This is a genomic window from Paraburkholderia sp. SUR17 (assembly GCF_029536165.1).
Lineage (GTDB): Bacteria > Pseudomonadota > Gammaproteobacteria > Burkholderiales > Burkholderiaceae > Paraburkholderia > Paraburkholderia kururiensis.
On sequence record NZ_CP120508.1, the window covers coordinates 3,906,351 to 3,926,784 of the forward strand.

18 protein-coding genes are annotated in these 20,434 nt (G+C 65.0%); 13 read left to right on the top strand and 5 right to left on the bottom strand.

Features of this window, described 5'->3' with window-relative positions:
• Positions 1-29 precede the first annotated feature (29 nt).
• A complete protein-coding gene (locus tag P2869_RS17505; RefSeq protein WP_277597097.1) occupies positions 30-1,469 on the bottom strand; it encodes a pyridoxal-dependent decarboxylase in 1,440 nt (479 codons plus the stop codon).
• Between the two features lie 154 nt (positions 1,470-1,623).
• A complete protein-coding gene (locus tag P2869_RS17510) occupies positions 1,624-2,127 on the bottom strand; it encodes an HrpB1 family type III secretion system apparatus protein (protein ID WP_277597098.1) in 504 nt (167 codons plus the stop codon).
• Positions 2,128-2,460: 333 nt separating this feature from the next.
• On the opposite strand from P2869_RS17510, the gene P2869_RS17515 reads away from it, so the two are divergent.
• From P2869_RS17515 to eutC, 5 genes are all read left to right on the top strand, one after another.
• Positions 2,461-3,051 (top strand): hypothetical protein, encoded by a 591-nt coding sequence (locus P2869_RS17515; protein ID WP_126878630.1) that lies wholly within the window; start codon positions 2,461-2,463, stop codon positions 3,049-3,051.
• A 591-nt stretch (positions 3,052-3,642) separates the two neighbouring features.
• On the top strand, positions 3,643-5,997 hold the full coding sequence (locus tag P2869_RS17520) for a hypothetical protein (protein ID WP_277597099.1): 2,355 nt from the start codon (positions 3,643-3,645) through the stop codon (positions 5,995-5,997).
• A 146-nt stretch (positions 5,998-6,143) separates the two neighbouring features.
• Positions 6,144-7,547, top strand: coding sequence for an ethanolamine permease (eat, locus tag P2869_RS17525; RefSeq protein ID WP_017772339.1), 1,404 nt, complete (start codon positions 6,144-6,146; stop codon positions 7,545-7,547).
• Positions 7,548-7,622: 75 nt separating this feature from the next.
• Positions 7,623-9,017 (top strand): ethanolamine ammonia-lyase subunit EutB, encoded by a 1,395-nt coding sequence (locus tag P2869_RS17530; protein ID WP_277597100.1) that lies wholly within the window; start codon positions 7,623-7,625, stop codon positions 9,015-9,017.
• Positions 9,014-9,808 (top strand): ethanolamine ammonia-lyase subunit EutC, encoded by a 795-nt coding sequence (gene eutC, locus P2869_RS17535; RefSeq protein WP_277597101.1) that lies wholly within the window; start codon positions 9,014-9,016, stop codon positions 9,806-9,808. The genes P2869_RS17530 and eutC overlap by 4 nt, the downstream gene beginning before the upstream one ends.
• A gap of 58 nt (positions 9,809-9,866) precedes the next feature.
• On the opposite strand, the gene P2869_RS17540 is transcribed toward eutC, so the two are convergent.
• Both P2869_RS17540 and adh read right to left on the bottom strand, forming a co-directional pair.
• Positions 9,867-10,259, bottom strand: a complete 393-nt coding sequence (locus P2869_RS17540; RefSeq protein ID WP_277597102.1) for a DUF779 domain-containing protein — start codon at positions 10,257-10,259, stop codon at positions 9,867-9,869.
• Between the two features lie 218 nt (positions 10,260-10,477).
• Entirely contained in the window at positions 10,478-11,998 is a 1,521-nt protein-coding gene (adh, locus tag P2869_RS17545; RefSeq protein WP_017772343.1) for an aldehyde dehydrogenase, read from the bottom strand.
• 368 nt (positions 11,999-12,366) lie between these two features.
• On the opposite strand from adh, the gene P2869_RS17550 reads away from it, so the two are divergent.
• The 5 genes from P2869_RS17550 to P2869_RS17570 all read left to right on the top strand — a co-directional run bounded on the left by P2869_RS17550 (position 12,367) and on the right by P2869_RS17570 (position 16,858).
• Entirely contained in the window at positions 12,367-13,422 is a 1,056-nt protein-coding gene (locus P2869_RS17550) for a helix-turn-helix domain-containing protein (RefSeq protein WP_277597103.1), read from the top strand.
• A 108-nt stretch (positions 13,423-13,530) separates the two neighbouring features.
• A complete protein-coding gene (locus tag P2869_RS17555) occupies positions 13,531-13,725 on the top strand; it encodes a hypothetical protein (protein ID WP_017772345.1) in 195 nt (64 codons plus the stop codon).
• 170 nt (positions 13,726-13,895) lie between these two features.
• Positions 13,896-15,050 (top strand): pyridoxal phosphate-dependent aminotransferase, encoded by a 1,155-nt coding sequence (locus P2869_RS17560; protein WP_277597104.1) that lies wholly within the window; start codon positions 13,896-13,898, stop codon positions 15,048-15,050.
• An 11-nt stretch (positions 15,051-15,061) separates the two neighbouring features.
• Complete coding sequence (locus P2869_RS17565; RefSeq protein WP_277597105.1) at positions 15,062-15,919, top strand: carbon-nitrogen hydrolase family protein; 858 nt, start codon at positions 15,062-15,064, stop codon at positions 15,917-15,919.
• A gap of 147 nt (positions 15,920-16,066) precedes the next feature.
• Positions 16,067-16,858, top strand: a complete 792-nt coding sequence (locus P2869_RS17570) for an ABC transporter substrate-binding protein (protein WP_017772348.1) — start codon at positions 16,067-16,069, stop codon at positions 16,856-16,858.
• Between the two features lie 165 nt (positions 16,859-17,023).
• Here the strand turns inward: P2869_RS17570 and P2869_RS17575 are convergent, their stop codons facing one another.
• Positions 17,024-17,749: a pirin family protein gene (locus P2869_RS17575; protein WP_277597106.1), complete on the bottom strand. Its 726-nt coding sequence runs from the start codon at positions 17,747-17,749 to the stop codon at positions 17,024-17,026.
• A 182-nt stretch (positions 17,750-17,931) separates the two neighbouring features.
• On the opposite strand from P2869_RS17575, the gene P2869_RS17580 reads away from it, so the two are divergent.
• The 3 genes from P2869_RS17580 to P2869_RS17590 all read left to right on the top strand — a co-directional run bounded on the left by P2869_RS17580 (position 17,932) and on the right by P2869_RS17590 (position 20,424).
• The gene (locus P2869_RS17580; protein ID WP_277597107.1) at positions 17,932-18,822 is read left to right on the top strand and encodes a LysR family transcriptional regulator; all 891 of its coding nucleotides are present in this window, start codon (positions 17,932-17,934) and stop codon (positions 18,820-18,822) included.
• Between the two features lie 440 nt (positions 18,823-19,262).
• Positions 19,263-19,949, top strand: a complete 687-nt coding sequence (locus P2869_RS17585; RefSeq protein WP_026120954.1) for a CsgG/HfaB family protein — start codon at positions 19,263-19,265, stop codon at positions 19,947-19,949.
• 103 nt (positions 19,950-20,052) lie between these two features.
• Positions 20,053-20,424, top strand: coding sequence for a DUF4810 domain-containing protein (locus tag P2869_RS17590; protein ID WP_017772352.1), 372 nt, complete (start codon positions 20,053-20,055; stop codon positions 20,422-20,424).
• Positions 20,425-20,434 lie beyond the last annotated feature (10 nt).

The following is a 20,434-nucleotide window of genomic DNA, read 5'->3' on the forward strand; positions in this document are numbered from 1 at the left end:
CGAAGCGCGCCGATGCCTATCGTGTGGGCTCATCCGCGAAGTTGCCGCAATGCGGCGGCCACCGCGGCAATCGATCGCTTCACGTCATGCTCGTCCGTCTGCCAGTTGCAGACCGATGTGCGCATACACCGTTTGCCGCGCCATGTCGTGTTGCTGAACAGCGCTTCGCCGCTCGCGAGCACGGCGGCCGTCACGGCGTCGGTCCACTGGTCGTGATCGCTTTGCGTTGCGTTTGGCTTGGGATGCAGGAAGCGCACGAGCCCCTGGTTGATTTGCGGCTCCCACATGAGTTGAGTGCCGGGCAGCGCTGCAACGCCCATCACGATCGCATGCGCCGCTTCGCAGCAACGTTCGATCAGGTTCGCCACGCCGCCGCGGCCCAATTGCCGTAGCGCGGCGTAAGTAGCAAAGCCCCGCCCGCGGCGAGACCATTCCGGACTCCAATCTTTCTGCTCGCGCACCTGTTCGTTGTAGCTGATGTAGCTCGCCTGGTAGCCCATGGTGCGCTGGTGCGCATCGGGATGTGCGACGAACGCGTATCCGCTGTCGTAGGGGACGTTGAGCCATTTGTGGCCGTCCGTGGTCCACGAATCTGCGTGTTCGACGCCCGCGAGCAGGTGCCTGTAACGGGGACTCGCGTTCGCCCACAAGCCGAAGGCGCCATCCACATGCACCCACGCGCCGTACCGGTGCGCAAGCGGAATGAGTTCCGCGAAGCAATCGTAGGCGCCGATGTTGAGATCGCCCGCCTGTAGCAGCACGATGGTCGGTGCATCGGGCGCCTGTTGCAGGGCCGCTTCGAGCACCGCTGCGTCGAGCCGCCCCGTGTCGTTGCAGGGCAAGGTCTGTACCGCGCCCGTTCCCATGCCGATCAGCCGCGTGGCTTGCGAGATGCTGCCGTGCAATTGATCGCTGCTCAGCAGGCGGATGGCGGGCGCACCGAACAGGCCGTCGCGTTCCACGTCCCAGCCGCGTTGCGCGAGCAACGCATGACGCGCGGACGCAAGCGCCGTGACATGCGCCATCTGGCAGCCGCTCGTCAGGCCGAAGCTCGCCTGCGCCGGCAATCCGAGCAGTTCCTTGAGCCACGCGCCGCACACTTCTTCCACTACGGCCTCGGCGGGCGCGCACGAAAACGACGCGGCGTTTTGGTCCCAGGCGCTCGTGAGCCAGTCGGCCGCGAGCGCAGCCGGCAACGATCCACCAATCACCCACCCGAAGAATCGGCCTCCCGCGCTGCCTACGATGCCGCCTGCCGTGTCTTTCACGAGATCGTCGATCACGCGTTCAGCGGCCACGCCTTCGTCGCCGAGCGGCTTTGCCAGACGTTCGCGCAAAGAGGAGAGGCTGGCCCTTGCAGCCACGGGGCTTTCGTCGAGCGCCTCCAGATAGTCGAGCGAATGACCCAGCGCCCGTTCGAGGGCAGGACGAAATGCGCTTGCGTTCCTCGTGTTGCTCTTGTCCGTCATGGAGGGATCCCCGTTCGGTGCGGTGCACCAATGATGCGCTGCGGTGAATGCCGGTATCGGCAGCATGCGATACGGCGCTGCGTTCGCGGATGATTCTAGCGAAGGCGAGCGCGCAACGTTGCGGGGAGCGCTGAAATGTCGATGCGTGCGCGCGTTACCAGCGCTGCACGAGGCGTGCGCCGACGCGGCGGCCGCGCTCCATCGCGTCGGCGATGCGCTCGGCGGTGGCGTCGCCAGCCTCGGGTACTTCGAGGAATCGGGCCGTAATGGCGAGTGCCGTGGGGTCGCCCGCGCGCAGCACAGCGGACACGCAGCGCCGCCAGTCCGTATCGCGCATCACGTAGAGGCACCAGCCCTGGAGCGCCCACACGACGGGCGAACCGTTGCCTTGTTCCTCCATTTGCCGCAGCAGTCTCAAGGCATCTACCCAGCGGTGCCTTGCGATCAGCAAACGCACCTCGCAGATGTCCACGGCAGCCTGCTTCGGATGCAGCAGGCGCAACACGATAAGCAGATCTTCAAGCTCCGCGTGTGCGCCGATACGCAGCCCCGTCGCGAAGATCGAGAGCAGTACGCCGAGCACCACAGGATCGCATTGAATATCGAGCATCGTGAGTGAGCGCAAATGCGGCAAACGCGAATGTGCGCCAGCGTACATGCGCACGCGTGCACAGCCTGTCCGCAAGGCCGGTTCCCGATTCTCTTGCTGAGATGCGTTGCTGGCGTATGACATGCGAAGACGCGCACGCGCGAACGAATCGATGCATTGGATGCGCGATGCGGCATGGAAGGTATGGCCGCAATGAGCGGCACTTGCTCTCGTGCCTGCATCAAACGTTTCGCAGCGCAAAACCTGGCTTCGCGTTGCGCACCGCTTTGCCGCAGGCAGTTTCTACGCTATGCGATGGGGCGTTGTCCTTGCGCGGGCCGCCTGTCTTTCATTGTCTGGTTTGTCTTGCTGACCCACTGTGTCAACCTTTGCGAGATCTCCATGAGCACGAACTCCATCACAACCCAATATCTGAATTCGCAAACGCAACCGTCTTTCGAGACCGGCGCGTCGAACAATGCAGGCTTCACCGAAGAAATTCTTCAGGACATCGAGAAGCTGCTCGCCGACAGCAACAGCGCGAGCACGCCCACCAATCAGCCGAATACCGGGCAGTTCCCGCAGCAGGGCGGCGCGAGCACGACAGGCCAGTCTCCGTCGCCGTACACGCCGGTCAACTTCACGGGCCAGCCGTCCACCACCGGCACCGGAGCACCGAACGGGCAGGGCTTGCACGACGTGAAGATCAATTCGAAGGCCGGTGGCGAGGCACTGCATCTACAGGAAGACTCGAACGGGAACCTGTACAACAAGAGCGGAGATTCGGTGGGCGTGATCGATTCGCAAGGCAACGTCACGCTGAATTCCGGCGCGACGAAAGAGATCGAGCGCCTGCAGGACGGCGGCAATCCGCTCGCGATGTTGTCGGGCCATGCGGTGAAGGGGCAAACGGGCGACGGCGGCAACGTCACGTTCTCGTCGTCCGACGTGACCGTGAGCGCCGGCGATCTGAACCAGCAGAACGATTTCTGACATCTGCCGGCACAGCGCCATCGCACCTGCCGCTTGGCTGGTGAGCGTGCATGAGGCGGCTCGCGTGACGCATGGAGGCGTCACGCGGGCCGCGTTGCATTCGCGCGGCAGGCAGACGTCGCGACATACCACCCGACCATCAGTAAGGAATCCAGCGTGAAAGTGACTTCGGGCGGCGATGCCGCAAAAAATGTTGGGGTGCAGAACAATAGCAACCTCTCCGCAGAGGGAGGCGGCGCCACCCCGCCCGCGCCGATGTCTCGGCCTGCGGCCGGCGCCGGGCTTTCGGCGCTCGGCCCAAGTCCGCGCGGCCAGCGCGACGGTGAATCGGTTGTGCGAGGAGCGGACGTTGCAGAAGCGGGGTCAGCGAACGCGCCCTCAGCGCTTCGGCGCACGTCTGCGTTGCCAGCCACGCTCTCGAGCAGGTCAAAACCACCACAGCCACCTAAGCCACCACAGCCATCTCCTGTTCTCACGCATTTCGTCAGCATGGCGGCCAACAGTGCGAGCGTTTCGTCCTCCAGGACGGGGGCCGCACGGTTGCGCGAAAGTGCTGCCGCCAACCGTGCGTTGCTCGATGAGCAGGGCACCGTGCCGATGGTCCGTCTATCGAGCCTGGGCTATGCGGTCGGCAAGGAAGCGCGTATCGCCGCGCCGGGCGGCGGCGAGTTCGCGAAGCCGGCGGGCACCGACGCCTACCTCGCAATGCGCTACGACGCAGCGAGCGGAACGACGCGTTACGCGCTGATCGAAGCCGACGCGAACACCGGCTTGCCGAAGGGTTACACCGCAATCGATCCGCACACCGGTCTCGCTGCCATCGGCGCCGGCGCACGCGGCCCGATATTTCCCATCGCTGGTGGCTCGCGCGACGAGGATGAAAACGAGGCACACGAGCCACAGGCTCTGCCGACGCCTTCATCGCCGCCCTTCGATACCGCTGCCGGCCGCGAGGAACTGAGCCGCGCAATCACATTGCTTTCTACGGCCCATGCGGCCGAGGTGAAGCTTTCCGCGCGCGACATCGCGTACGTGCTCGGCTACGAACGCGCACCGTTTTTTCGCCGCAGCGCCGACACCGTGCGTCGCGTCATGCCGCGCATGAAGAGTTGCGACGAGCGCGTGAAAGACGTGGTCTCGCATCTGCACGAGCGCGCGGTCTGGGAGCACGACGAGTGGGGACAACGCAATGCGCTTTTGGACTGGGTCGGCGCACTGACGCCGCAGCAGCGTGCGGGCCTGCACGTGGTGCATGAAGCGTCGGGTGGTCCCGCATGGACACGCGCTTTCAAGATCGCAACGCGCGACGGCGAGCACGAAACGTCGTTCGACGCCGGCCACATGCTCAACGTACCCGCCGACGTGCTGGCCGCGCTGCCGCCGCAAACCCGCGAGGCGTTGCAGACGCGCCGCGAGCGGTGGAATGCGCTCGGTGTGACGAGCGGACCCGAGGCCGAGGAATTCGTCGAGGCCCACTTCGAGCGTGAATCGTTTGATGCTGACAGCGATGAAATGCCCACGGAAATGGCGGCGCTCGTTGAAATGTATCCAGAGGCCGCACAGATCGTAGAACGCCTCTATGCACAGGGCGCCACGCTGCATCTCGTGCGTTGCTCGCAGACGCCGGACGCTGTGCTCGACGCGATCCGCCACGTGGCGACGCATTCGCAGCACAAGTTCGTCACGACGTGGTTGCCGGGGCTCGTGCGCGCGGGTGCGCGCCCGAAGGTGCTGGAGAGCGACCTCGAACGCCTGCGTGAAGAGAGCGGCAAGCAGTTGGGCCGCGCGCTCGAAAAAGCAGGCCCGCAAGCGCGAGACGGTTTTCGCGGCGCGGTCCTCGCGCAGATGTCGAGCGGTGCGCTCGCCGACGACGAAGACTTCGACACGCCAATCAACCTCATTCGCGATTTTTCGTCGGACGTACTGAGCGTTTCTGCGTCCAGCGGCGAGCACGATGCGCGCACGCAGGCCGACGTCGCACGGCTCGACACGCTGCTCGCGGACACGTTCGGCCGCGAGTACGCGTTGCGGCGCTTGAGTGCCGACGACGCGAATCGCACCTCCGAAGGCGCGCGCGCCATTCTCACGTCGCTTGCTGTCATGGCGCCCACGGTGGAAGTCGTGCAGGACGCGCTGCACATGGGCGGCTTTGCGAAGTTCCTCGCCGCCTCCGCCGACGACGTGATGGCCGAAGGTGCCGAACTCTCCGCGTTGCGCGGCGCAGGCATGAGCAACGACGAGATGCGCAAGCGCATCGCCACGCTCGCGCCTGTCGCGGTGCTCGCGCTGTTCGCGGCGAATTCCATCGACGAGGTCTCGCACACGGTGGGCGACCACGCGGGCGGCGCGCTGTTTTCCACGGGCGCGGTGATGCTCTCCGCAGCAACGGGGCTCATGTCGGTGAAGTATTTCGCGGACAACTATCGCAAGCTGGAACGCGAAGGCAAATTGCCCGAGCGCATTGTGCTGGATGTCGCCACGCGCGAACGGCTCGACGCACTCGCGGCGGAAAACCCCTCGCCGGAAGAACTCGCGCGCATCGTGGACGCGGCACTCGAACAATGCGGCACCGACGGCACCGAGCGCGAGCGCATCGTCGCGCAAATGAGGCAACTGGACAGCCCGCAGGCCATCGAGTCGTTGCTGAACCAGAGCGCGCCCGCAGGGCGGCTCGAAGCGTGGCGCGCCGGCATGAAGGAAGCAATGGGCGTGAACCCCGCGCGGCTCGGCCTGACGCTCGGCACCTATTCGGCGCCCGCGATGGGCGCGCTGCTCGGCCCGCTGTTCCTGCATGTGCCCATCGCCTACGCGGCAGCGGGCTCGTACGAAACGTTCATGGGCGTACTCACCATCTGGCTGCACAACCTCACGTTCGGCGCGCGCTGGCGTCATGCGGTGGATCGCAAGGCGCAGGCCGAAATCGAAGGGCCGGGCGACGCGCAGTAAGCAGCCGCTCCTTAAAACACGGCGGTACGGCGGCGCAGCACACCTTTGCCGATTTTCGATAACGCCTCTATTTATGGCTTTCTACTATCCGCCCAAGGCTGTCGGTCCGCGTGGGGCGCCGGGCCGCAACGTCAGGGGAGATTCCGATGAAAGCAGAGTCGAAGGGCCAGCATGTAGGGCAAGTCACGCATCATGAGCTGAAGCAGACGCTGGGCACGTGGCAGCTGTGGGGCATCGCGGTGGGGCTCGTCATTTCCGGCGAGTATTTCGGCTGGAGCTATGGCTGGGCGAGCGCCGGCACACTGGGTTTCGTCGTAACGGCGATTTTCATCGCCGCGATGTACACCACCTTCATTTTCAGCTTCACGGAACTCACCACGTCGATTCCGCATGCCGGCGGCCCGTTCGCCTACGCGCGGCACGCGTTCGGTCCGGTGGGCGGCTACATCGCGGGGGCCGCGACACTTGTGGAGTTTGTGTTCGCACCGCCTGCCATTGCGCTCGCCATTGGCGCGTATCTGCACGTGCAGTTTCCCGGCCTTGAACCGAAGCACGCGGCCATGGGCGCGTACCTTGTCTTCATGGCGCTCAACATCGTAGGCGTGCAGATAGCTGCCGCCTTCGAGCTTTTCGTCACGCTGCTCGCCATCTTCGAACTGTTCGTGTTCATGGGCGTGGTCTCGCCCGGCTTCGAATGGTCAAACTTCACGAAGGGCGGCTGGGCCGGCGCCGATCACTTCAGCATGGGCGCGTTTCACGGCATGTTCGCAGCCATCCCGTTCGCGATCTGGTTCTTCCTCGCCATTGAAGGCGTGGCCATGGCCGCCGAAGAAGCGAAGAACCCGAAGCGTTCCATTCCGATTGCGTACGTCACCGGCATTCTGACGCTCGTCGCGCTCGCGATCGGCGTGATGGTGTTCGCCGGCGGCGCGGGCGACTGGACCAAGCTCTCCAACATCAACGACCCGCTGCCGCAAGCCATGAAGTACATCGTCGGCGAGCACAGCGGCTGGATGCACATGCTCGTGTGGCTCGGCCTGTTCGGGCTCGTCGCGTCGTTTCACGGCATCATCCTCGGCTACTCGCGGCAGATCTTCGCGCTGGCTCGCGCCGGCTATTTGCCCGAGTGGCTCGCCAAGGTGCATCCGCGCTTCAAGACGCCGCATCGTGCGATTCTGGCGGGCGGGGTGATCGGCATTGCAGCCATCTATAGCGACGAGCTGATCCAGTTCGCCGGCCAGACGCTTACGGCGAACATCGTGACGATGTCGGTGTTTGGCGCTATCGTCATGTACATCGTGAGCATGCTGGCGCTCTTCAAGCTGCGCCGTACGGACCCGAATATGGAGCGCCCGTTCCGCGCGCCGCTGTTCCCGTTCTTCCCGGCGTTCGCGCTCGTTGCCGCCGTGATTTCGCTCGCGACGATGGTGTACTTCAACCTCGAAGTGGCGTTGGTGTTCGCAGTGTTCATGGCGCTCGGCTACGTGTATTTCCTCGCCACGCGCAGCCAGCGCGAGACGGCACCGGCCGACGCGCTGCTCGAAGAGTAAGCGACCCGCAAGACGCGCGGCGCCGCACACGGCCTATTTGCCCGTGTGCGGCGCTCGCACGATGGAGCAAAGACGATGAGCTATACGGAGACAATCGGCGCACGCACCTATCGCTTCGCCGACCTGAAGACGCTGCTCGCGAAGGCGAGCCCGCTGCGTTCCGGCGATCAGCTCGCGGGCGTGGCCGCGGCGAGCGAAGAGGAACGCGTGGCCGCGAAGATGGCGTTGGCCCAAGTGCCGCTGCGCACGTTCCTGAACGAAGCCGTGATTCCGTACGAACAGGACGAGATCACACGCCTCATCATGGACGGTCATTCCGAAGCGGCATTTGCCGAGATCGCGCACCTTACCGTGGGCGATTTTCGCAACTGGCTGCTCTCAGGCACGACGGATTCCGACGCGCTGCTGCGTATTACCGACGGCCTCACGCCGGAGATGGTCGCAGCCGTTTCGAAGCTCATGCGCAACCAGGATCTCGTTACCGTGGCGCGCAAGCGTCCGGTGATTACGCGCTTTCGCAACACGATCGGCTTGCCGGGCCGCATGTCGGTGCGCCTGCAGCCCAACCATCCCACCGACGACGTCAAGGGCATTGCCGCCTCGATGCTCGACGGCCTCATGTACGGCTGTGGCGACGCGGTGATCGGCATTAATCCCGCTACGGACAGCCTCGCCGCCATCACGACGCTGCTCGTCATGATGGACGAGTTCCGCCAGCGCTATAACGTACCCACGCAGACTTGCGTGCTGACGCACGTCACCAACTCGATCGCGGCCATCGAAAAGGGCGCGCCTGTCGATCTCGTGTTCCAGTCCATTGCCGGCACCGAGAAGGCCAACGCGAGCTTCGGCATTTCGCTCGCGCTGCTGGCCGAGGCGCACGAGGCGGCGCTTTCGCTCAAGCGCGGCACGGTGGGCGACGACGTGATGTATTTCGAAACCGGGCAGGGCAGTGCGCTTTCGGCGAACGCGCATTTCGGCGTGGACCAGCAGACCTGCGAAGTGCGCGCCTATGCTGTGGCGCGCCGCTTCCGGCCGCTGCTTGCCAACACGGTGGTGGGCTTCATCGGGCCGGAGTATCTGTACGACGGCAAGCAGATCATTCGCGCGGGGCTCGAAGACCATTTCTGCGGCAAGCTGCTGGGCGTGCCGATGGGCTGCGACATCTGCTACACGAACCACGCCGAAGCGGACCAGGACGACATGGACAACCTGCTCACGCTGCTCGGCGTGGCGGGCATCAACTTCATCATGGGCATTCCCGGCGCGGACGACGTCATGCTCAACTACCAGAGCACCTCGTTTCACGATGCGCTCTACGTGCGCGAGGTGCTGGGCCTGCGCCGTGCGCCCGAGTTCGAGGAATGGCTGGAGTCCATGCAGATCATCGACGCGCGCGGCGCGCTGCTGCCCGTGTCGCCGCGCCAGCCGCTGCTGGAGGGCGCGAGCGAATGGATGGGCGTGGCATGAGCGACTTTCTCGAAAAGAACCCGTGGCAGGCGCTGCGGCGCTTCACGCAGGCGCGCATCGCGTTGGGCCGCGCGGGCAACAGCCTGCCTACGCAGCCGCTGCTCGCCTTCAATCTCTCGCACGCGCAGGCACGCGACGCCGTGCATCAGCCGTTCGATGCCGGCCCTTTGCACGATGCGCTGCGCGCGCGCGGCATTGTCTCGCTCGATGTGCACAGTGCCGCGCCTGATCGCGAACACTATCTGCGCCGTCCGGACCTGGGCCGGCGGCTCTCGGACGAAAGCCGCGAAACGCTGCGCACTGCGGCAATGGAGGGCGCGCCCGACGTCGTATTCGTGATTGCCGACGGGCTCTCCGCGTTCGCCGCATCAAAGCAGGCGATGCCGCTTTTCCTCGAAGTACAGGCGAAGCTCGCGGACTGGAAGATCGGGCCGGTGATCGTGGCGCGGCAGTCGCGCGTGGCACTGGGCGACGAGATTGGTGAACTGCTGGGCGCGAAGCTCGTGGTGATGCTGATTGGCGAGCGGCCAGGCTTGAGTTCGCCGGATAGCCTGGGCGTCTATCTCACCTACGAACCGAAGGTGGGCCGTACCGACGCCGAACGCAACTGCATTTCCAACGTGCGCCCCGAAGGCTTGAGCTACGCGGCCGCCGCGCACAAGCTCCACTATCTGCTCACGCACGCTCGCAGACTGGGCCTGACCGGCGTCGGACTCAAGGACGATAGCGACGCGCTGCTTTCTTCGGTGGCACCGGCAGCGGCAGTGGAAGCACCTGGCGGTCAGCCGTAAGCAACTGACTGGCTTGCGACGCGTAGCGCTTGAAACGGCGGACACTGCCGCTTAAGCCCTACGCGTCGGCCCGCTCCACGGGATGCACAGCGAGCCAGTCGTTTTCGGCGTCGTCGAAGAGCCGCGAGCGCGTGAGAAAGCGCAGGCCCGTGGGACGTTCGAGCGAGAACATGCCGCCATTGCCTGGCACCACGTCGATGATCAATTGCGTGTGCTGCCAGTATTCGAACTGCGATTCGCTCATGTAGAACGGCACGCCCGCAATGGCGCCGAGCTTCACGTCGGATGCGCCCACGCGAAATTCGGCGGCGGGAAAGCACATCGGCGCGCTGCCGTCGCAGCATCCGCCCGACTGATGGAAGATCACGTTGCCGTGCTCGGCCTTGAGCTTGTCGATCAGCGCTACGGCGGCCGGCGTGGCAATTACGCGAGAGACGTCTTCAACAGACATCGTGTTGCTCCGTGATGGTGGTACGCGACGACCGCGCCGCCAGCGCGCGAACGCCCACGCGGATAGCTGCGTGCGGTGCGCCGGCGTGCCGATGCCGCCGCGCGGAAAGCTGCGCAGTTGCGCATACTCATGCGAGCCTCCCTGTAGAAGAAAACGTGGGGGCGGCGTGCGTTTCTTCCGCCCGCCGCCCGTCTTTCACCAACGCATCAAGCCACCGATCAGAAGAACCCCAGCGGCTGCTCGCTGTAGCTCACCAGCAGGTTCTTGGTCTGCTGGTAGTGGTCGAGCATCATCTTGTGCGTTTCGCGGCCGATACCCGACTGCTTGTAGCCGCCGAATGCCGCATGCGCCGGATACGCGTGGTAGCAGTTCGTCCACACGCGGCCCGCCTGGATCGCGCGCCCGAAGCGATACGCACGCGTGCCGTCGCGCGTCCACACGCCGGCGCCCAGGCCGTACAGCGTGTCGTTGGCAATCTCCAGCGCTTCTTCCTCGGTCTTGAACGTCGTGACGGACACCACCGGCCCGAAGATCTCTTCCTGGAAGATGCGCATGCGGTTGTGGCCGCGGAACACCGTGGGCTTCACGTAGTAGCCCTTCGAGAGTTCGCCCGCGAGCACGTTGCGCTCGCCGCCCGTGAGGCACTGCGCGCCTTCCTGGCGGCCCAGGTCGATGTACGAGAGGATCTTTTCCAGCTGCTCCTGCGAGGCCTGCGCGCCGATCATCGTCTTCGGGTCGAGCGGGTGGCCCTGCTGCACGGCGGCTACGCGCTTGAGCGCACGTTCCATGAAGCGGTCGTAGATCTTCTCGTCGATCAGCACGCGCGACGGGCACGTGCAGACCTCGCCCTGGTTCAGCGCGAACATCGCGAAGCCTTCCAGTGCCTTGTCGAAGTAGCCGTCGTCGCGGTCCATCACGTCGGCGAAGAAGATGTTCGGGCTCTTGCCGCCCAGCTCGAGCGTCACCGGAATGATGTTCTCGCTCGCGTACTGCATGATGAGCCGGCCCGTGGTGGTCTCGCCGGTGAAGGCGACCTTCGCGATGCGCTTGCTGGTGGCGAGCGGCTTGCCCGCTTCCAGGCCAAAGCCGTTCACGACGTTGAGCGTGCCCTTGGGCAGGATGTCCTGGATCAGCTCCATCAGCACGAGGATGGAAGCGGGCGTCTGCTCGGCGGGCTTGAGCACGATGCAGTTGCCGGCGGCGAGCGCCGGGGCGATCTTCCAGGCGGCCATCAGGATCGGGAAGTTCCACGGAATGATCTGGCCGACCACGCCGAGGGGCTCGTGGAAGTGATAGGCGACGGTGTCGTGATCGACCTCGCAGACCGAGCCTTCCTGGGCGCGGATGCAGCCGGCGAAGTAGCGGAAGTGGTCGATGGCGAGCGGGATGTCGGCGGCCAGGGTTTCGCGCAGGGGCTTGCCGTTGTCGATGGTTTCGGCCACGGCGAGGCGCTGCAGGTTGGCTTCCATGCGGTCGGCGATGCGGTTGAGCACGCTCGCGCGCTCGGCGGGCGAGGCTTTGCCCCAGGCGTCCTTGGCGCGATGCGCGGCATCGAGCGCGAGTTCGACGTCTTCGGCGCGTGAGCGCGGAATCGAGGTGAACGGCTCGCCGGTGATGGGCGAGACGTTATCGAAATACTCGCCGCCGACGGGCTTCACCCATTCGCCGCCGATGAAGTTTCCATACTGCTTTTTGTAGGGGTATTCGGTGGTCAGGAACTGCATTTCCGCGTGGTTCATCAGTCGCTCCTCACATGTGTCTGCATGGGTCTGCATTGTTGGTCCGGCGCTGCGGCGCGCCTGCCGGGCGCTCGTTACGCCAGAAGCGTGCCAATGCGGACGCGGCATGACGCATCGCGGTGCGCGGCGCACTGCGGCGATGCATGCGCAGGCCGAGACTGCTTTGCGGCATGGCATGACGTTGTTGTCTCGTTGTTCTCTCACTGTTTCGTGCTGTTTCATGTAGCGCGCCATTTCTGAACAGATTCCGTGGTTCTGTTCACGAATGGAGCAACCTCGCCGCGACACCCTGCCGCAGGGCGGCGAGCCCCATCGGCATGGGACTTGCGTGATGGAGTCGTCATGAATGCCTCTTTTGCCGGCCCGGTATGAACACCGATTCCCCGTATCCCCACGCCGCTGCGCCCACCGCTCGCGCCGCCACGGACGACGATCTGTGTCTGCGCAACTCGGTCGCGCACGATGCGGACGAGCAGGCGCGCAGTCTTCACGGCTGGGACCAGATCTACGATCAGCTGAGCGCGGGCCGCTTCACGGGCACGCTCACCGAGCTGTTTCTCGACCACATGACGGTGTTTCGCGAAACGACGAGCCACGCGCTGCGCCAGACCTGCGAGGTGCAATCGGACGCGTACTGGTTCGGCATTCCGCTTTGCCGTGAGGGCAATGGGCGCATCGACGCCCAGCTGATCGGCGACGACGCCCTCGCGTTCCGGCCCGGCGGCGTCGAGTTCGAACTCGTCACGCCGGCCGGCTACGAGTTTTTCGGCGTGGTGGTGCAGGGCGACGTGCTGCGGCGCTATGCGGCCGAGGTCGAGCACCTCGGGCTCACGAACCAGGTGCCGCACACCGAGGTGGTCTCCATCGGCGCGGCGCGCAAGCTGCGCCTGTGCACGTCGCTGCGCCAGATGCTGGACGACGGCGCGCAGGCCGGCGTGCCGCTTTCGGGCTTCGCGCGCAGCAACCTGCAATCGTCGGTGCTGGCGGCGCTGTTCGACCTCTGCTCGGCCGACCACGCGCAGCCGCTTGCGGCAACTACGCCGCAACGGCGCCAGGCAATCGTGGCAGCGGCGCGCGCCCACGTGCTCGAGCACCGCGACCGGCCGGTGGGCGTGCCGGAACTCTGCGAACGGCTGCACGTGAGCCGCCGCACGTTGCAGTACTGCTTTCAGGACGTGCTCGGCATGGCGCCCGTCACCTATCTGCGCGCCATTCGCTTGAACGGCGCGCGGCGCGACCTGTGCAACGCGGCGCGCGAAGGCCGCGCCGCGCAAGACGCCTGCTCGGTGCAGGACGTGGCCGCAGCGTGGGGCTTCTGGCACCTGAGTCAGTTCGCAACGGACTACCGGCGGCTCTTCGGCGTGCGTCCGTCGGAGACGCTCAAGGGCATGACCGGCATGCCGACGCCGGCCTTTGCGCACTAGGGCCTGCTCCCCTCAGGAAACAGGCTTGCGCTGGCCATCCTCGCCGTTTTCTCCCTTGTCCGCCCACATGCGGTAGTCTTGGCAGCCCTACCGCCAGGAGAACCCAGCATGTCCAGCCAGTTTGTCTGCCGAAACCAGTCCTGCGGCCAGCCGTGGGAGCTGTCCGATGTCGTCATCAAGAACGAAGGGCAAGGCCTGCTATTCCGCTGCCCGTTGTGCGGCGCACGCAATTACGTGGAGCGCTTCGAGGACGACGAGGGCAACGTTCTGTATGAACAGATCGAAGGGCGGCCGTTGCAGTGAATGCGACGCGGCGCCTCTGTGAGCGCCGCCGCCATGATGTAAATGCATGGCCCGCATGACGAAGTTTCGATTGTGGGCGCAGGGTGGATCGGGCTTAATCGCTACCATCGGATCGAGGCGCCGCCTGCCGCGCAGGCCGGCCGCAGATCCTGTCAGATGGAGAAAGCCCCATGCAGAGCGCCTTGCAGATTCGCTCGAAACTGCCCGACGTCGGTACCACGATCTTCACGGTGATTGGTCAGCTCGCCGCGCAACACGACGCGCTGAACCTCTCGCAGGGCGCACCCAATTTCGATCCGGATGCAAGGCTGGTTGACGGCGTGACGCGCGCCATGCGCGAGGGCCACAACCAGTACGCGCCGATGGCAGGCGTCGGCGCGTTGCGCGACGCGCTTGCGGAGAAAGTCGAACAGCTCTACGGCACGCGCTACGACCCGGCCACCGAAGTCACCGTGATCGCGAGCGCGAGCGAGGGCCTGTATTCGGCCATCAGCGCGCTCGTGCATCCGGGCGACGAGGTGATCTACTTCGAGCCCTCGTTCGACAGCTACGCGCCCATCGTGCGGCTGCAGGGCGCCACGCCCGTCGCCATCAAGCTTTCCACCGACCACTTCCGCGTGAACTGGGACGAAGTGGCCGCGAAGATCACACCGAAGACGCGCATGATCATCGTGAACACGCCGCACAACCCTACGGCTACGGTATTCAGCGACGCCGACATCGAGCGGCTCAAGGCCGTAACGCACAACACCGGCATCGTGGTGCTCGCGGACGAGGTCTACGAGCACGTGATCTTCGACGGCGCTCGCCACCACAGCATGGCGCGCCACCGCGAACTCGCCGAACGCAGCGTGATCGTGTCGTCGTTCGGCAAGTCGTACCACGTCACGGGCTGGCGCGTGGGATATTGCCTCGCGCCCGCGGCGTTGATGCACGAGATCCGCAAGGTGCACCAGTTCATGGTGTTCTCCGCGGACACGCCGATGCAGTACGCGTTCGTCGAGGCGCTTGCCGACCCTGCGAGCTACCTCGACCTCGCCGCGTTCTATCAACGCAAGCGCGATCTGCTGGCGAACGCGCTGGCCGGATCGCGCTTCGAATTGCTGCCGAGCGAAGGCAGCTTCTTCATGCTCGCGCGCTTTCGCCACTTCTCCGACGAGCGCGACAGCGACTTCGTGCTGCGCCTGATTCGCGATGCCCGCGTGGCCACTATTCCGCTGTCGGCGTTCTACACCGATGGCACGGACTCCGGCCTGATCCGCCTGAGCTTTTCGAAAGACGACGCCACGCTGCTGGAAGGCGCGCGGCGGCTGTGCGAAATCTGAGGGAGCGCGGCATGAGCGCCATGCAAGGCACAACGACGGCAGCGGTCGTGCAGATGAGCAGCACGGCCGATGTGGCACACAACCTGGCCGAGGCACGCCGCTGGGTGGAAGAGGCGGCGCGCCGCGGCGCCACGCTGGTCTGCCTGCCCGAATACTTCTGCTGGATCGGCGTAGGCGAAGACGAGCGCGTGAAGCTGGCCGAAACGTTCGGCGACGGGCCGATTCAACGCGCGCTCGCCGATCTTGCGCGCGACACGCAGACGTGGCTCATCGGCGGCACTGTGCCGATTCGTCCCGCGAGCGGCGAGCAACGCGACACGCACGCGTACAACACGTCGCTGCTGTTCGATCCCACGGGCGCCTGCACGGCGCGCTACGACAAGATTCATCTCTTCAGCTTCAACCAGGGCGCGGAACAGCACGCCGAGGGCGACACGATGGTGGGCGGCGACGCGATCGGCACCGCGCAAGGTCCGTTCGGGATGCTACGCATGTCCGTGTGCTACGACCTGCGCTTTCCCGAACTCTTTCGTGCGAAGCCGGCTGCGGACGTCATCGCTGTGCCCGCGGCGTTCACGCACACCACCGGCCTCGCGCATTGGGAATTGCTGCTGCGCGCGCGTGCCGTGGAGAACGAGGCGTATGTGCTCGCGTCGGGTCAGTGCGGGACACATCCCAATGGCTGGCGAACTTTTGGTCACAGTATGATCGTCGGGCCCTGGGGCGAGGTGCTGGCGTGCCACGCGGATGGGCCCGGCGTGGCGCTTGCCACGCTGAGCGCCGAGACGCTTAACGCCGTGCGCGCGCGCTTGCCGGTGCTCGAACACCGGCGCATTGCGACGCCTGCGGAAGTGGCACCCACCGCATGATCGGGCAGGTCGGCATGAACGCCGGCAACAACGAGTTTGGAAGCACGAGGTTGGAAAACAGGGCGGCGCGGACACTTCCGCGCATCGCTTATGGACGTCCACAAGCGGCGTCACATCACAGACGAAACAGACGAAAGGGGATCATCCATGAAGTTGCTCGGAAAACTGCTCGTGCTTGCATGCGCGTTCGCCTCGGCATCTGCCTCAGTCAGCGCGTTCGCTGCGGATTCGGTGTTGCGCTTCGGCCTGGAAGCGCAGTACCCGCCGTTCGAATCGAAGGGGCCTAACGGCGAACTACAAGGCTTCGACATCGACATCGGCAACGCGGTGTGCGGTGCGGCGCATCTGACCTGCAAATGGGTGGAAACCTCGTTCGACGGCCTGATTCCCGCGTTGCAGGGCCGCAAGTTCGACGCGATCAACTCGGCCATGAATGCCACGGAAAAGCGCCGCGAAGCCATCGACTTCACCACCGTGATCTACCGCGTGCCGACGCAACTGATCGCGCGCCGCGACAGCGGCCTGCTGCCCACGGCTGAATCGCTGAAAGGCAAGCGCGTGGGCGTGTTGCAGGCATCGATCCAGGAGAGCTACGCGAAGGCCCATTGGGAGAACGCGGGCGTGACGGTGGTGCCGTACCAGGACCAGAACCAGGTGTACGCGGACCTTCAGGCAGGACGCCTCGACGCGACGCTCGTGCTCGCGCCGGCGGGGCAGACGGGCTTCCTCTCGCGTCCGGACGGCAAGGACTTCGCGTTCGTCGGCCAGCCCGTGCGCGACGACAAGATTCTGGGCAGCGGCATCGCGTTCGGCATCCGCAAGGGCGACGCGGCACTGAAGAAGCAACTCGACGCGGCCATCGCCAAAGTGCAGGCCGAGGGCACCGTGAAGACGCTGGCGCGCAAGTACTTCGGCGACATCGACGTGTCGGTGAAATAAGCGCGGACAAAGCGCGAACAAAGCGCGGACAAAGCGGATAAGCCGGCGAAGCGCGCTGCCGGGCCGGGCGCTGGTTGCGGTCCTCGGCCGGCCGGCTAAACGACAAAGCGATGGCGCGGTACGTAGCGTACCGCGCCATCCCTCATTTACTGACCCACGGGCGGATCAGCCCCAGAAGTCCGAGACCTCGATGTTGCGCAGGTCGAACACGAGAATCTCGGCGTCCTTGCCGCCGCTGAACGTGAGCTTGCGTTCGTCGCGAATGCGCACGCCATCTCCTTCGCCCAGCGTCACACCGTTCACCTCGATGCTGCCGCGTGCAACGTGCACGTAGGCGTAGCGCTCAGCGGCAAGCTCCAGTTCCGCGCGCTCGTCGCCGTCGAAGAGACCGGCATAGACGCGCGTGTCCTGACGGATTTGCAGCGATTCGCCGCTCGCTTCCGGCGAGATCACGAGGCGCAGCGTGCCGCGCTTCTCTTCGGGCGTGAACATGCGTTGCTGGTAGCGCGGCGTTTCACCGTTCTTCTGCGTGGCGATCCAGATCTGCAGGAAGTGCACGCGGTCCGTAGCCGACGGGTTGTACTCGCTGTGCGCCACGCCCGTGCCGGCGCTCATCAACTGGATGTCGCCGGGCACGATCACGGAGCCGTTGCCCATCGTGTCCTTGTGTTCGAGCGCGCCTTCCAGCACGTACGAGAAGATTTCCACGTCGCGGTGCGGATGCTTGCCGAAGCCGCGGCCCGGCATGACGCGGTCGTCGTTGATCACGAGCAGGTCCGAAAAGCCCATTTGCTTCGGGTCGTAGTAGTTGGCGAACGAAAACGTGTGGCGCGAGTTGAGCCAGCCGTGTTCGGCGCGACCGCGTTCGCTGGCATGTCTGATTTCAAGCATGACGTTCTCCGGTGATCTGTTTCTGGGCCGGCAGCGACGACGTCGTTGTCGGAAGCAGTGAAGGCAGTGTAGGTCAATCCATGTGGCTATAATCGCCATCAAATGTGAATCACTGTCGCGTTGTGGTGGACAAAGCGGCGCGCCGCGCAGCCAGCCTTCTCGACACCGAACCGGACGGCACCATGCAACTGGATGACCTGCGAATCTTTGTGGCGACCGTGGAGGCGCGTAACTTCACGGCCGCCGCCAACCGGCTGCAGCTCTCCAAGCAGTTCGTGAGCCGGCGCGTGATGGCGCTCGAAGCGAGCCTGGGCGTGCGGCTGCTGGTGCGCAACACGCGCAAGCTCGCGGTGACGGACCTGGGCAACGACTTCTACCAGCGCGCCAAGCGCATCCTCGCGGACGTGGCCGACGCCGAGCAGGCCATGTCGTCGCGTCGTGCCGATCCGCGTGGGCTTTTGCGCATCAGCGCGCCGATGTCGTTCGGCACCGTCCATCTTTCACCGCTCATCGCCGACTTCATGCGCGCGAACCCGGACGTGCGCGTGGACATGGACCTGAGCGACCGCGTAGTGGACGTGGTGGGCGAGGGCTTCGACATGGCGCTGCGCATCGGCACCCTGGCCGACTCCACGCTGATTGCGCAGAAGCTTGCGGAGATCAGGATGGTGGCGTGCAGCAGTCCCGGCTATGCGGCGGGGCACCGGCTACCGGCTGAACCTGCGGACCTCGCGCGCCATAGCTGCCTGCTGTATGGGCAGGAGGGACGCTCGGGGTGGGATTTCGTCGTGGATGGCGCGCGGCAGACCTTCGAGGTGCACGGGCCGCTGCGCGCCAACAACGGCGAGGTGATTCGCGATGCAGCGGTGGCGGGGCTCGGCATCGCGCTGCTGCCCGAGTTCATCGTGGCGGGGTCGCTGGGCAGCGGGAAACTGATCGAAGTGCTCGACGGCTTCGTCGCGCCTCCGCTTGCGCTTTACGCGGTGTACCCGCAGCACCGCGAGGGCGCCGTCACGATTCGCGCCTTCACCCAGTTTCTGCGGCAGCGGTTTGCCCGCGGGCTCGGCCTGTGATGCCTGCGATGCGCACTGCATAATTTGTCGTATTTATGCATTTCTTGCGAAGTTTGGTCGCAGCTAATTGCAAATTTCGGTAGATTACAACCTGTTACAAACAGGCTTCTACTATAAAAATGAACCACCGCACCAACGGGTTCAAGCCCACCGGGCTTCGGGGAATGACGGTCACGGTCGCTGAAAAAGCGATCGCCGTCCGGTTAGATCAAGCAGATCGAGCAGATCACCATAAGATCGCAGCGGCCCGCGCGTCGTCGCGCGTGTTGCATGCCTCGCGGCCGGCGCACAGCCGCTACCGCGTCCCCAACGTTTCCCTGCCTTTCCAGGCGCTCTAGTTCTTTCACGCGTCCGCGTTTGCCGGCGTGCTTTCGCACGGCCGTCGTGTCGCGCGTCGCGTGTTGACCATTGCTGTTTTCGTGACCATCGAGGAAGAAATAATGAAGCTCTTCAAGACCTGCGGGATCACGCTTGCCGCCGCTGCTGCTGTCGCAGCCGTGGCGCTGGGCGGATGTGCCACCGAGTCGTCGCGCACGCTGCCCGTGCCGCCCGTCACGAGCGCGCAGCGGCCCGCCACCGGCAAGCCCGTGGGCATCGCCGTCGGCAAGTTCGATAACCGTTCGAGCTACATGCGCGGCATCTTCTCCGACGGCATCGACCGTCTGGGCGGCCAGGCCAAGACCATCCTCATCACGTCGCTGCAGCAGAGCGGGCGCTTCAACGTGCTCGATCGCGACAACCTCGAAGAGATCCGCCAGGAAGCCGGCTTCATGAAGAAGGGGCAGGCCATCAAGGGCGCCAACTACGTGATCACCGGCGACGTGACCGAGTTCGGCCGCAAGGAAGTGGGTGACCACGAATTCTTCGGCATTCTGGGCCGCGGCAAGAACCAGGTGGCGTACGCGAAGGTGAGCCTCAACGTGGTGAACACCACGACGTCCGAAGTCGTCGCGTCGAGCCAGGGCGCGGGCGAATTCAGCCTGTCGAACCGCGAGGTGATCGGCTTCGGCGGCACCGCGAGCTACGACTCCACGCTCAACGGCAAGGTGCTCGAGCTTGCCATCCAGGAAGCCGTCAATCATCTCGCAGAGCAGGTGGATGCGGGCGCGTTGAAGGCGGCGCAGTAACAGCGGTAAGCGCAGTTGGGCGCGATTCGGCGCGCCGTGGGCGCACCTCGGTGCGTCCCGGAAGAATCAATCACTGACAACAACCACGAAAACGGGGTTACCAATGAAGTACATCGGCACGATACGGGGAATCTGCCTGCCGGCCACGGCTGCTGCTGCGATGCTCCTCACAGGATGCGTCGCGAACGGTCCGCCGCCGCTCTACCAATGGAACGGCTATCAGCCCGCGGTCTACGACTACCTGAAGGGCGACAAGGCGCCGCAGGCGCAGATCGATTCGCTCGAGAAGTCATTGCAGGAAATTCGCGGCCAGGGCCACACGCCGCCGCCGGGCTTTCACGCGCAACTGGGCATGCTGTACGCGAACGTCGGTAACGACACGCAGGCCATGCAGGAGTTCGAGGCCGAGAAAGAGCTCTTTCCGGAGTCCTCGACCTACATGGACTTCCTGATGAAGAAACCGAAACAACCCTGAGCGCGCCACC

Bases quoted from the DNA above. Each gene is read 5' to 3' on its own strand.
- P2869_RS17505 (WP_277597097.1), bottom strand. From the start codon at position 1,469: ATGACGGACAAGAGCAACACGAGGAACGCAAGCGCATTTCGTCCTGCC.
- P2869_RS17510 (WP_277597098.1), bottom strand. From the start codon at position 2,127: ATGTACGCTGGCGCACATTCGCGTTTGCCGCATTTGCGCTCACTCACG.
- P2869_RS17515 (WP_126878630.1), top strand. From the start codon at position 2,461: ATGAGCACGAACTCCATCACAACCCAATATCTGAATTCGCAAACGCAA.
- eat (WP_017772339.1), top strand. From the start codon at position 6,144: ATGAAAGCAGAGTCGAAGGGCCAGCATGTAGGGCAAGTCACGCATCAT.
- P2869_RS17530 (WP_277597100.1), top strand. From the start codon at position 7,623: ATGAGCTATACGGAGACAATCGGCGCACGCACCTATCGCTTCGCCGAC.
- eutC (WP_277597101.1), top strand. From the start codon at position 9,014: ATGAGCGACTTTCTCGAAAAGAACCCGTGGCAGGCGCTGCGGCGCTTC.
- P2869_RS17540 (WP_277597102.1), bottom strand. From the start codon at position 10,259: ATGTCTGTTGAAGACGTCTCTCGCGTAATTGCCACGCCGGCCGCCGTA.
- adh (WP_017772343.1), bottom strand. From the start codon at position 11,998: ATGAACCACGCGGAAATGCAGTTCCTGACCACCGAATACCCCTACAAA.
- P2869_RS17550 (WP_277597103.1), top strand. From the start codon at position 12,367: ATGAACACCGATTCCCCGTATCCCCACGCCGCTGCGCCCACCGCTCGC.
- P2869_RS17555 (WP_017772345.1), top strand. From the start codon at position 13,531: ATGTCCAGCCAGTTTGTCTGCCGAAACCAGTCCTGCGGCCAGCCGTGG.
- P2869_RS17560 (WP_277597104.1), top strand. From the start codon at position 13,896: ATGCAGAGCGCCTTGCAGATTCGCTCGAAACTGCCCGACGTCGGTACC.
- P2869_RS17565 (WP_277597105.1), top strand. From the start codon at position 15,062: ATGAGCGCCATGCAAGGCACAACGACGGCAGCGGTCGTGCAGATGAGC.
- P2869_RS17570 (WP_017772348.1), top strand. From the start codon at position 16,067: ATGAAGTTGCTCGGAAAACTGCTCGTGCTTGCATGCGCGTTCGCCTCG.
- P2869_RS17575 (WP_277597106.1), bottom strand. From the start codon at position 17,749: ATGCTTGAAATCAGACATGCCAGCGAACGCGGTCGCGCCGAACACGGC.
- P2869_RS17580 (WP_277597107.1), top strand. From the start codon at position 17,932: ATGCAACTGGATGACCTGCGAATCTTTGTGGCGACCGTGGAGGCGCGT.
- P2869_RS17585 (WP_026120954.1), top strand. From the start codon at position 19,263: ATGAAGCTCTTCAAGACCTGCGGGATCACGCTTGCCGCCGCTGCTGCT.
- P2869_RS17590 (WP_017772352.1), top strand. From the start codon at position 20,053: ATGAAGTACATCGGCACGATACGGGGAATCTGCCTGCCGGCCACGGCT.